Source organism: Citrobacter sp. 21OH12SH02A-Citro, from assembly GCF_027919895.1.
Taxonomy (GTDB): domain Bacteria; phylum Pseudomonadota; class Gammaproteobacteria; order Enterobacterales; family Enterobacteriaceae; genus Citrobacter; species Citrobacter braakii.
Genome location: NZ_CP114801.1, coordinates 82,686 through 95,101, shown reverse-complemented (window position 1 = coordinate 95,101; position 12,416 = coordinate 82,686). Strand labels below are relative to the sequence as shown.

The window sequence follows — 12,416 nt, the reverse complement described above, 5'->3', positions numbered from 1 at the left end:
CTCGAATTATTTAGGTTATAAAGAAGCGTTTATGCTCCACGTGTAATCCGTGATGATAAATATAAGAGGACTACGATGCGCCAACAATACTAAATCGTGTCCTGTATTCCGGACAGAAATAAGACAAAAAGAGGAAATAGTGAGATATTTACGGCGCAGATCACATTTTTCGCGGGAATTAGAGTGATAGCGCTCGCAAATATGGTGAGGTAAAAATTTAAGTCGGGATGTTTTTGATTTTCAGATCTGGAACGCTGCTCGCGGCGTGGGCCGGATAAGACGCATCCGGCACCACGTCGACACATGCTTACAAGGTAATCGTCAGCTCACTGCCCTGTGGAGTAATAACTACACCCAGCTCGCTGCCCATATGCGACCCGCATTTAATGCCGCCAATTTTCTGAATATTTCGCAGGCACAACGTCCAGTTACGTGCCTCACCATTCCCTTTCACAGTGATAGTATTACCTACACGCGTCGCCTTCAGCGTGAAGATAACCGAGCCGTCAGCAGCCGGAACTTCACAGAGTGCTTCCCGCCCCTCCTGCAGATGGAACAGCTGGAACGCTGTCCCTTCGTGCCAGGCGTAGTCCGGCTTCTGGTTATTGCTACCCAACGCCAGCAGGGTATTGTCACGCACATAAACCGGCAGACTCAGGAAGTCATGCTGCTGCTTATGCCAGCGGCTGCCGGCCACCTCATCATTACGCCACAGATGCGTCCAGCGTCCTTCCGGCAGGTAGAACTGCACATCGCCCGCCTCGCTAAACACCGGCGCGACCATCACGCTATCGCCCAGCATGTACTGGCGGTCGAGATAATCACACGCCGGATCGTCCGGGAACTCCAGCATCATCGCGCGCATCATCGGGGTGCCCTGCGCATTAGCGCGCGCTGCTTCACGATACAGGTACGGCATCATGCGGCATTTCTGTTCGGTGAAGTAGCGCACCACATCGCAGGATTCGTCATCGTACGCCCATGGCACACGGTAGGATTTACTGCCATGCAGGCGGCTGTGGCTGGAGAGCAGCCCAAACGCACACCAGCGCTTGTAGACGTGCGCCGGAGCGGTATTCTCAAAGCCGCCGATATCGTGGCTCCAAAAGCCAAAGCCGGACAGGCCAATAGACAAGCCACCGCGCAGGCTTTCCGCCATCGATTCATAGTTGGCGTAGCAGTCGCCGCCCCAGTGCACCGGAAACTGCTGTGCGCCCACGGAGGCCGAACGGGCGAACAGCACCGCCTCTTCTTCACCGACGGTTTCTTTCAGCACGTTCCACACCAGTTCGTTGTAGATGTACGCATAATGGTTGTGCATCTTCTGCGGATCGGCACCGTCAAACCACTGCACATCCGTGGGGATGCGTTCGCCAAAGTCAGTTTTGAAGCAGTCAACGCCGATATCCACCAGACCTTTCAGCTTGTTGGCATACCACTCGCAGGCTTGTGGATTAGTGAAGTCATAAATCGCCAGGCCCGGCTGCCATTTATCCCATTGCCACAGGGAACCGTCCGGGCGCTTGAGCAGATACCCTTTCGCTTTCAGTTCATTGAACAGCGGGGATTTCTGACCGATGTAGGGGTTTATCCATACGCACACCTTCAGCCCTTTCTCTTTCAGGCGGCGGATCATACCTTCCGGGTCCGGGAAGGTCACCGGGTCCCACTCAAAGTCGCACCACTGGAAGGCCTTCATCCAGAAACAGTCGAAGTGAAAGACGTGCAGTGGCAGATTGCGCTCGGCCATGCCTTCGATAAAGCGGCTCACCGTCGCTTCGTCGTAATTGGTGGTGAACGATGTGGTCAGCCACAGACCGAACGACCAGGCTGGCGGCAACGCCGGACGGCCGGTAAAGCGGGTATAGCGATCCAGCACCGCCTTCGGCGTTGGGCCGTCGATGACGAAATATTCCAGATACTCGCTTTCAACGCTGAACTGCACTTTCGACACTTTCTCAGAGCCGATTTCAAACGACACGCACTGCGGATGGTTCACCAGCACGCCGTAGCCGCGGTTGGTGAGATAAAACGGGATGTTCTTGTAAGACTGCTCGGTACTGGTACCGCCATCGCGGTTCCAGGTTTCCACCGTCTGACCGTTACGTACCAACGCGGTAAAACGCTCGCCCAGCCCGTACACCGTTTCCCCCACGCCCAAATCCAGACGCTCAAACATATAATTACGCCCGCTGTGGGTATCCTGCACGTAACCGCTATTCTTTAGCTGACTGCCGGTAATACGTTCACCATTACGCAGGAAATCCAGCGACCAGAACTCGCCTTTGGTCACCCGAACGCTCAGATTGCCGCTCTTCAGTTCGGCAAATTCAGCGGTGTTTCGCATCTCAACATTGACGTCCTGCAACACATTCAACGGGTAATGCGGGCCGGTATCCAGCGCGCCCTGGAAGTGCTCCATACGTACGCCCACCACCCCTTCCTGCGGCGAGAAAAAGCGTAGGGTGAAGAGTGGGGTATCCAGTTGCCAGGTACGTTCACGCACGTCGCGCGGCGCAACGTAGACAATCATCTCGTTACCCTGCTGTTCAACGTCGAACACCTGAATTGGGTGTATTAAATTCAGTCCAGGTTGGGTCAGCCAGTTTCCATCGCTAATTTTCATCGTCAGTTCCTTAGTTCTGTAATTCTTTCGTCGTGAAATCCTGCTGGTTGCGGCGCGCGCCCTGAGCCAACTGACTCATAATTTCCGTCAGATACGGCGTTTTCAGGGTATAGAAGCGTTTGGCAATCACGGCACTCAGCAGGTAACAAATCGCCGGGACAATGGTGAACAGGGCGATGATGATGTTAATGGTGGCGCTGTTCTGGGTTTTCGCGGCGGCGTCGTAGCCCCCGCCCGCCAGCATCCAGCCGATCAGCGCCCCGCCGAGCGCCAGACCCAGCTTGAGCACGAACAACGTGCCCGCAAAGCTGATCCCCGTCAGGCGTTTACCGTTGCACCATTCGCCGTAATCAACGGTGTCGGACATCATTACCCACTGGATTGGCGTAACGAGCTGGTGCAATACACCAATGACAAAAATAAAGATAAACATGGTGATGCTGGCGTGCATCGGCACAAAGAACATCGCCAGGCTCGCTACCGCCAGCGCAGCGTTGGTCCACCAGAAGACGCTGACTTTGCATTTCCAGTCGGTCAGCGGTTTTGCCAGCGCAGAGCCGATCAGGTTGCCGACGCAATAGGCGGTGAGAAAGGCGACAAACACCTCCGGCTTACCCAAAATCCAGGTGACGTAATACATCATCGCCCCGCCACGAACGCAGACGGCCAAAATATTGAGGATGGTCAGCAGGCCGACGATGCGCCATTGGTCGTTTTGCCAGATGTCGCGCAGGTCTTCACGCATAGAGGTGGTGCTCGGCGGCGCTTCCACGCGTTCTTTGGTAGTGAAGAAGCAGAACGCCAGCATCAGGAACGCCACCACGGAGAGCACCGCAATCCCACCTTGAAAACCAAACGCTTTATCCTCGCCACCAATCAGATTCACCAGCGGCATCATCAGCACGGTGGAGAGCATGCCGCCCGCCGTCGCCAGCACAAAGCGCCATGATTGCAGGGAGATACGCTGCGTAGGGTCATTAGTGATCACGCCGCCCAGCGCGCAGTAGGGAATATTGACCACGGTATAAAGCAGGGTCAGCAGCGTGTAGGTGATTGCGGCATAAATCATTTTGCCGTTCAGGCTGAGATCCGGCGTGCTATAGGCCAGCACGCAAACCAGACCAAACGGAAGTGCGCCGAACAGCACCCACGGACGGAATTTCCCCCAGCGCGAACGGGTACGGTCGGCCAGCAGCCCCATGCAAGGGTCTGAGATGGCATCCAGCGCGCGGGCCAGTAAGAACATGGTGCCGACAAATCCGGCTGGGATACCAAAAATATCGGTATAGAAGAACATCATATATAACATGACGTTATCGAAGATAATGTGGCTAGCCGCATCGCCCATTCCGTAGCCAATCTTCTCTTTAACAGACAGAATTTCACTTTTCATTACGCATCCTTGTTAGCACTTTCACACGCCCTGATACCGGTTACAGTTCTTGTAAACCATCCCTGTGAGCGCGGGTATTCCGATATCTCGTTATCAAATTACGATTCTTGTTTTCTGTGATCAGCGTAGCGTCTAAAAATGTGTCTAAGTGTAAGTAATGGATTTTGCGGGGATTTATTTGAAACTGGTCATGGTATAGAGAAACGGAAGTTAAAAAAGTGAGTGAGGGGGTGTGGAAACGTTTGGAAGTAGCTATAATGCGCCCCGCCTCCATGTAGCAATCGAGGCGCGGAAGATCGTCATCTCCGGTGAGGTGGCTGGACTTCAAATCCAGTTGGGGACGCCAGCGTTCCCGGGCAGGTTCGACTCCTGTGATCTTCCGCCAAAATGCCTCAATGCCGTAAGTACCCTCGTGTTACCTCTTTAATAAAACTGTTAAATACTTCTTTCATTTGCCAAGTACACTCTACTTTAGATATAACATAAATATATTATTTAGGAGTTGCATATAATCACTTCCAAAAGGTTCCAGTAATGTCGAGAAATGATCAAATTTTAACAGAGCAAATTATCCAGCAAGAATTCTCCAAAACAAATGAATTTAATACTGAAAATATATTTTTTGAGTTCTTCAGCGCAGGTCTTATACTTAAAGATTATGACTTAAGTTATGATCAGATTGAAGATGGTCTTTGTGGTAACTCTCTAGATGGAGGGGCTGATTCTATTTATCTTTTTATCAATGGAGATCTTATTTCGGAGGATTCAAACATTGATGATAAATATAAAAAGAATGTTGATATTGAGTTAATTATTATTCAAAGTAAAAATGAAAAATCTTTTGGTGAAGATGCAATATTAAAATTAGCGAAGCTAAGTAAAAATCTTTTAAATCTAGATTTTGAACCTGATGATTATAAATTAAGATATAATGAGAAAATATTATCAAAATTTGATCATTTTAGAAAAACATATGTAAGCCTTGTAACAAAAAGACCAAAGTTGAGAATTAAATATTATTATGTAACTAAAGGTATAGAAGTACACCCTAACGTCGAACAACAAGCTAAAGAACTCAGAGAAGAAGTTGCTAAAATATTAACAGATGCGGCTATCGAATTTAACATGATCGGTGCATCTAAAATTATGGATATTTATAGGCAACGAGACAATGAAGTTTTTAATCTAAAGTTATTAGAAACTCCATTATCCTCACAAGGAAAAGTTTTCATTTCCCTGGTGAAATTAAAAGATTATTTTGATTTTATAACAGATGATAACGACCAAATTATAAAACATATTTTTGAAGCTAATGTGCGTGACTATCAAGGGAAAACATCTGTAAACCAAGAAATAAAATATACTTTAGAGGATGGTCACCCCAAAGAAGATTTTTGGTGGTTAAATAATGGAGTAACAATTCTAGCTGATGACGTTTCTGCTCCAGGAGGAAAAGAACTAATTATCCATAATCCAGAAATTGTTAACGGACTACAAACATCAAATGAAATCTATAACTATTTCTCCATTGCAAAGGAAAGAGATAATTCCAGAAGCCTTTTGGTTAGAGTCATTGTTCCTGAAACAGAGGAAAGTCGCGACAAAATAATTAGAGCAACCAATAGCCAGACACCTATACCTAAAGCATCACTACGAGCTACAGACTCAATTCACCGAGATATTGAGGATTATCTTAAGCCTAGAGGTTTGTACTATGACAGGCGAAAAAATCATTATAAAAACGAAGGAAAGAAACCCTCTGAAATAGTTGGATTATCCTTTCTGGCTCAATGCCTGATGGCTATCACAATGCAGAAACCTGACTTTGCACGTGCCAGACCATCTACTCTATTAGAAGATGATAGTTCATATGAGAAACTTTATAATCATTCTAATAATGTAAAATCCTATTACATAACAGCGTTAATTGGTAAAAAAATAGAATTATTCCTGAAAAAAGAAAATAGCTTAACTATTAATGATAAAAACAACATTAAATTCTATCTGGCATATGTCGTGGCAGTAAAAATAACGTTAAATAAATTCCCCGGATTCAGATCACTTGAAAACATTGAACCATCGCAGATTGATGATAATTGTATTTTCGAAGCACTAATCTTTGTCGAGAAAATTTACGATTCTATGGGTAGAGGTGATAAGTTAGCGAAAGGTCAAAACATGATTAAAAGAATTAAATCTGAACTTGATACTATAATCTAATAAATAAAATGCCCTCTATTTTGAGGGTTTTTTTTTGAGTTCAATTTCTCTACGTCCTAAGGTTTTAAGCCAATTCCCCAAACTCATCCCCTCTGCTTTTGCGGCAGCCTCAAATTGCGCCTTTAACTCCGGAGTGATACGAATCTGGAAAGTCGGTGCTTTTCCAGATTTGGACTGATTTGGGTCGCGTTTAGCCGTTGACATGTACGTACCTACAAGCGCAAGATATCACCAATCAGGTACGTACCTTTATATCTGACGACCTGACTCATAAACGCTCTCGCCCGGTATTCGCAGTACCCGACGAGAGCTAACCTCACCAACTATCAAGGAGTTGATTATGGCTGATTCGCATTCTACCCCAGACACCGACCAAACCGGAACCGAGCGTTCGGTAATTGTGGGATATCGCCCGAATGTTTTCGACAAATCCACACCAAAAATTATTCTTTCTGGCAAGTGGCTACGCGAAGCGGGGTTTGATACCGGCCAACAGATTACCGTAAAAGTGATGAATGGCTGTATCGTCCTGATGGTCTATGGCGAGCAGGAGCAACGCCTGCAGGATGAGCTGAAAGAGGCAAATCAGAAGCTGAACAGAATTGAGAGCACACTGGCGACTCTCCAGTGAAGTACGACTGAGCCTGTAAGCGTTAATTACAGATTTACCAGATGCCGGATAGCGCTAACGCTTATCCGGCCTCCCCCCACAAAAAATAAAGCCGCTGACCCATTAATCAGCGGCTTTTCCATTACCTGCAACTACGTCAGAAGTTATATTTCACGCCCAGCATACCGCGAGTATCGCTGTAGCCTTTATCGCCGACCTGTTGGGCCACGTTGCTCCACACGTTGAGGCGCGGAGTGATTTGACCTTCAACACCGACTTTCAGCTCGCCAATGTTCTTGGTGCCACGCATGTCGTTGCTCACATCATCCATCTTCACGCGAGTCGTCTGCGTGTTGTGGATCCAGTTGGCTTCAACAAACGGCTGGAACTCACGAGATTTACCGTCGTCGATGGCGTTGTGACCGTTAATAAAGGCTTTTACCCCCAGACGGGTCATCAGGTTGCCATCGGTGTTGTCCTTCACGCGGGTGCCGTTCGCTTCGCGGTGGCTGTCGGCCTGCACGTCCATCCACACCACCTGAGCTTTCGGTTGCAGCCAATAGCTGTTGCGCTCGTTTTCACCCAGTTTGAAGCTGTAACCGGCTTCAACAGAAGCGGTGATCCCGCTGGATTTATATTTCTCCGTCGCCTGCTCCTGACCCATCACCTTGTTATCAAACCAGTTGTACAGCACCCAGGTGTCTACATAAGTGCCGGTCTTGTCAGCGTCATTGGCATACCAGGTGCCGTACAGTCCCACGCTGTAACCAGTGACCTGACCACGTGAATGGTAGCCGGTCAGACTGGACTGCGTGCGGTTCTGGCTGTTGGCATAACCAGCCATCGCGCCGAGGTGCCAGCGGTCGAGGCCATCGCTACTCCACTGCGCCAGGTCACCGCCTAACTGCAAGACATAGCTGTTGCTTTGGGTTTTCAACTGCCCGCTACTGTCTTTGAAGCGGGTATGTGCCCCGACGTTACGCATCCACAGACTGGTGACTTTTTTCTCGCCCGTCAGCATATCGACGTACTGCGTTTCGCCCAGACGATCGTGGAGTCGGGTCATGAACAGCGTGTTAGCAGCGTAGTTGTTCGCCAGATAACTGCCTGCTTCCGGGCGGTACTGCTGCTCAGTGACAGGGGGCGCAACAGGTTCTTCCGGCTCAGGGATAATCGGGTCGACAGGATCGACCGGGTCCGGGTCAACAGGACCTGGGTCAATAGGGTCAACCGGGTCCGGGTCAACGGGATCTGGGTCAATAGGGTCAACCGGGTCCGGATCGACGGGGTCCGGCTCTTCCGGATCCGGCGGAGCAGGAATAAAGCTGGTCAGATACCAGTTGCTGCCCTTTTGCACCACGTTATAGTCGTACGCACCGGCAACAATACGGCCCGCTTTCTCAAAAGTACCGTCAGAATTACCGGCCACTTCGATGATCTCAATACCTTCAATGGTTTGCGCCCCGGTTCCGCCAATATTGTTCACTGCCACAAATGCGTTACCCGCGGTGTTGCCGAGCACTTTCAGCTTGTCGGTTTCGGAGGTATCGTCATTCAGGACGGTATTGAAAACGAGTTTTCCGCCGTTGCCGGTAAAATCTTCATTGATAGTAAGCGTCTGCCACGGTTCGCCGTCAGCATGCCCAAAGTTCACCACTGACCCGCCGTTCAGAGTCAGGTCAGTGAGCGTTGAGCTGTTGGTCATGTTCCAGGTCGCATCGCTCATTTGCAGCGAGATAACCCCCGTCCCGGCAGTGGCGCTGGTGACGTATGACGCCCCACTCCACAACGAGTTGTCAGTCATATTGAGTTTGATGGTACTGTTTTGCTGCGGCTGGGTGTTGTTTGCGGCAGTAGCACCGGCGGCGTGAAGATCGCCGTCGATAAGGAAACGCCCGCCAGCAGAACCGTCGACGATGCCGCCCGTTTCTGTACTGATGGCATAGCTTTCATTGCTGTGATTGCCCGCCATAGCAATAGTAGCGCCGCCACCGAGATTTACCGTGCCGCGTGAAATCGCATACAGGCCGCGTGGGGCCTTGCTGAATGAGTAAACTTTATCGATGCTGTTAACACGAATCGTCGCATTATCACCCAGATTCACCGTCGCATTATAGGAATAGACCGCATGGGCGCTGGCTCCGCTCACCGAAATAGTGGCGTTATTGCCCAGTTCCGTTTTGGAAGATGAGGCGGCGTAGACCCCTATTGAGGAAGTGCCCGATGTCTCGATGGTGGCGTCATTGCCAAGGCGGATTGAGGACCCGCTCTGTCCGGAGCGGATTCCCTCTGAGCTGTTACCGGTAGTCACAATGTGGGCACGATCGCCGACAATAATCGTATTTTTGGCAAGCGTTGCGTCTCTAAACGCGTTGGCGGTGATGCCACGTCCCTGGTTACCGGTGGTTTGAATATACAGATCGTCGCCGACGTAGATGTTTGCTGAGCCTATCCCACCCTGACCGATGACGTTGTATCCGGCGTTAATACCATCACCATCCTGGCCGTCCACATAAATACTGGTGCGATCCCCGGTGATAATAAAGACTGGATTATCCGGCGTATTAGCCCCGTGCGTGCGGATACCGTCAACATCTTTACCATTATTAGCGGCATTCTTTGACTGTGTGCGAATCGTAAGGTCGTCACCGAAAATAACGCCCGGGCTACCCGTCGCGCTGTTCTGAATAACGGTAATGGTGTGTTCGAAGGCTTCTCCTCCTGGCCCATTCAGCGTTAATCCATGACCATAAACGGGAATGGTACCGGCACTCCACTGATAAACATAATTCGGCGTTTCGCTGTTTTTTTTGAAACTGTCATTCGTCTGTGCAGGAAATAAAGCCTGCAACTCCGGCGAAAGACTGCTCACCATTCCACTGGCAGGAAGACTATCAATATCAATCCAAGCCGCGTGGGTTGAAAATACCATTGACGTTAACGCGGTTGATACCGCTATCGCAATGCGTGAGTAATGCTTAGGTTTTCTCATAATAGCCTCCTGCTTTCGGGCGTAGGGCGTCCACCACATCGCAAAGATGTGAAAATAGTAAAAATCAAAAATACGTTATAAAATATTCGACAGTATTTGATGAATGCTATGGCCTAATTTATCTTCAAGCCTGAGCTTGTAGACATATATTTTCTTAATATCTATATTATCTATTTTGGTAATTTGCTGAATACTTTTTCCTGACACAAATCGCTTCAGTAATATCATTTCTGTATAGTTGAGTGTGCGTCCGCGTTTACTGTTCGCAAGGTGGCCGGTAAATAATCGGCGAATTTTCTGATGCTGAACTTCATCATCATCATCGGAATATATAATCCCTTGTATTTTATTGCTTTTCGACAGCCAGTAGTTGGCTAACGGCGCGAGATTCCTATCCGCTATCAACACAATATACATACCGCTGTAGGCCAGCCGGTCAACCCATTGCGGATCGGCGAACAGGCGCAAGTTTGGGAAGGAAAAGTCCACAAAAATAAACCCACGCGACAAATGATTTTGATTATTAAGGAGAAGTTTTTCAATAATTCCTTTTTGCAGAAAACTATTTCCCTCTGGCCAGATCGCAAAAGTGGCTCGGTGACAGTAGTTGGCGCGTACCACAGTATCCGGAAATAATTGACAGGATAATTCACAGCTTATGCAACGAACACTCTGTGATGGTGATCTCTTCATCAAAAATGACTCCTGTTATTTTTCCATAAATATTTCATTGGTAAATAAATGTGTCAATCCGACACGTATGACATTCCTTGTCAGTTAATAACAGTGACACTTAAAAAATGTAATAAACTCCTGATACGCTATTATGAATAGGCTGTAAGCAATGCGATTGCGCTAAGCTTTTTTCTGCTTTATCTCAGAATAACAGTCTGGGTATTAGGAATTTTATGCATAAATCCAAATCCCAGAATAAACATTAAAACAGCACTATTTGCTAAAAATTAACCAATGAAAGGGGTACTTATAAATTACACAATTCTGATAACTCAATCCCCCTTGAAGTGCTGTTGATAAATATAATGAGAATTCAGATAAAACTGTAATGAATTCTCATTATTTAACATTAGTTAATACTCACCTAAGAATTTACACACGTAACACATTGTATTTAAAGCGTTTTTAATCCTTAAGTGAAATTCTTATCTTCGATCACGTACAAAGAGTGAGGCATATTCACGATTTGGATGTAAAATTTAAGGTATGTGTAGGCACATGCGGTGATACGTTATAGTTACTGAGGGCTGGGCAATTGTACCTTATCAATCAGTTGGTCGAATTTAATCCTGACAGCAAAAGTCTGGTCAATCGTCAGACCGGGCGCGCAATACAACTTCAGCTCCCAGCTTCGCTTTGCTTTCTCTATTTAATTACTCACGCAAGTGACATTGTTTCGCAGAACACATTGATAAAAGTGGGTTGGGGTGAGAGAAATAATGTGACCACAACCAACACATTTTACCAGGCTATTCTGACGCTACGTAACGCGCTGGCGGATGTGGGTCTGCCACGTGATACGGTGAAAACTATTTCACGACGCGGACTCAGATTAAATGGAAATACGCAGGTAGAGGCGATAACGCATCCTCAGAGTGAAGTTTTCCAGTCACCGCTAATAGAGGAATACGCGCCCCCAAAGATAATTACTCCCGCGACACAACAAACGACGCGGGTCCCCTGGTGGAATATTATATTTAGCGCTGGCATCGTTATTGCCACATTGATTATCTGGCTGGTGTGGTATCAGACACGTCCTGTTATGCCGTTTAGTAAATTCATTTCTGTTTCTATGCAGGTCCCATCTCGGCAAAACTGTAAAATTTATTACTCACTGAATGATCACGATCAGGAAAATTATTTCAATCTGATGCAACTGCACCCTTCTCTCTGTGAAAACAACAAGCATGTTTTCCTTTCCGGCTACCGTAAAGCGGAGAGGATCGTAGCATTTGTTTGTGATAAAGATGCACGGGTAGATGCGTACGCGTTTTGTACTACCCATTATTACTGGATGCGCGGGCAATGAAAAAAATACACCACCTTATTTTAATCGTAATCGGCGTGGCGACATTGCTCGGCTCAGGCGGATGGCTATGGCATTCACGCTATGCCGAAAAGCAGCTAAATTGCGTTGGAAATGTCGAATGGAATATTGGCAGCAACCGCTTTGCTGGTACGGTTTCATTTCGGATGTACAAAGATGCAGGGCTAGCGACCATTACCGGAAAACTGTACGGACGTAATACCTCAGACATTAGCAGGAACATCTATTTCAGTTATACCCGGCAGCACGAAGCCCGAGTGCTACAGGCAATGCAGGTGGTCAAAACCTTCGCTGATAGCGCCGATGAAGCTGATATTAACAACACATTACCCGGATTTTACCGTCAAAGCGGACGAAACCTGAGCCTGGTCATGGAGGAGTATAAGGGCGCATGGATTTTTGCCAGCTCAAATGTCCCCTCGCTGTATTGCCGCAAAAGGTAACGTCATATCCGGATACAAAAAGCACGCCCCCTTCAATAGAATTCATATTTTCCATCATCGACTTACGCGA

At 47.8% G+C, this 12,416-nt stretch carries 9 protein-coding genes and 1 tRNA gene; 5 read left to right on the top strand and 5 right to left on the bottom strand.

Translation table 11 applies throughout. The features are described from left to right. Positions 1-307: 307 nt before the first annotated feature. Together yicI and O6D90_RS00455 are read right to left on the bottom strand one after the other, a co-directional pair. Positions 308-2,626 carry an alpha-xylosidase gene (yicI, locus tag O6D90_RS00460; protein ID WP_016157777.1) on the bottom strand — a complete coding sequence of 773 codons (2,319 nt, stop codon included), beginning with the start codon at positions 2,624-2,626 and terminating at the stop codon, positions 308-310. A 10-nt stretch (positions 2,627-2,636) separates the two neighbouring features. Beyond that, positions 2,637-4,019 carry a glycoside-pentoside-hexuronide family transporter gene (locus O6D90_RS00455; RefSeq protein ID WP_016157778.1) on the bottom strand — a complete coding sequence of 461 codons (1,383 nt, stop codon included), beginning with the start codon at positions 4,017-4,019 and terminating at the stop codon, positions 2,637-2,639. A 290-nt stretch (positions 4,020-4,309) separates the two neighbouring features. Between O6D90_RS00455 and O6D90_RS00450 the strand changes: the two genes are divergently transcribed. Beyond that, positions 4,310-4,404 (top strand) — tRNA-Sec (locus O6D90_RS00450). Between the two features lie 149 nt (positions 4,405-4,553). After that, entirely contained in the window at positions 4,554-6,239 is a 1,686-nt protein-coding gene (locus tag O6D90_RS00445) for an AIPR family protein (RefSeq protein WP_016157779.1), read from the top strand. A 15-nt stretch (positions 6,240-6,254) separates the two neighbouring features. Here the strand turns inward: O6D90_RS00445 and O6D90_RS00440 are convergent, their stop codons facing one another. Next, positions 6,255-6,443 carry a toxin-antitoxin system HicB family antitoxin gene (locus O6D90_RS00440; protein WP_016157780.1) on the bottom strand — a complete coding sequence of 63 codons (189 nt, stop codon included), beginning with the start codon at positions 6,441-6,443 and terminating at the stop codon, positions 6,255-6,257. Between the two features lie 136 nt (positions 6,444-6,579). Here O6D90_RS00440 and O6D90_RS00435 point away from each other — a divergent pair, with 136 nt between their 5' ends. Next, the gene (locus O6D90_RS00435; RefSeq protein WP_016157781.1) at positions 6,580-6,870 is read left to right on the top strand and encodes a SymE family type I addiction module toxin; all 291 of its coding nucleotides are present in this window, start codon (positions 6,580-6,582) and stop codon (positions 6,868-6,870) included. Between the two features lie 136 nt (positions 6,871-7,006). Here the strand turns inward: O6D90_RS00435 and misL are convergent, their stop codons facing one another. Continuing rightward, positions 7,007-9,841 carry an intestinal colonization autotransporter adhesin MisL gene (gene misL / locus O6D90_RS00430; protein ID WP_016157782.1) on the bottom strand — a complete coding sequence of 945 codons (2,835 nt, stop codon included), beginning with the start codon at positions 9,839-9,841 and terminating at the stop codon, positions 7,007-7,009. A gap of 75 nt (positions 9,842-9,916) precedes the next feature. After that, the gene (locus O6D90_RS00425) at positions 9,917-10,534 is read right to left on the bottom strand and encodes a helix-turn-helix transcriptional regulator (protein ID WP_016157783.1); all 618 of its coding nucleotides are present in this window, start codon (positions 10,532-10,534) and stop codon (positions 9,917-9,919) included. A gap of 577 nt (positions 10,535-11,111) precedes the next feature. Between O6D90_RS00425 and O6D90_RS00420 the strand changes: the two genes are divergently transcribed. Then, positions 11,112-11,885 carry a winged helix-turn-helix domain-containing protein gene (locus tag O6D90_RS00420; RefSeq protein WP_016157784.1) on the top strand — a complete coding sequence of 258 codons (774 nt, stop codon included), beginning with the start codon at positions 11,112-11,114 and terminating at the stop codon, positions 11,883-11,885. After that, on the top strand, positions 11,882-12,346 hold the full coding sequence (locus O6D90_RS00415; protein WP_016155024.1) for a hypothetical protein: 465 nt from the start codon (positions 11,882-11,884) through the stop codon (positions 12,344-12,346). The genes O6D90_RS00420 and O6D90_RS00415 overlap by 4 nt, the downstream gene beginning before the upstream one ends. Positions 12,347-12,416: the final 70 nt, after the last annotated feature.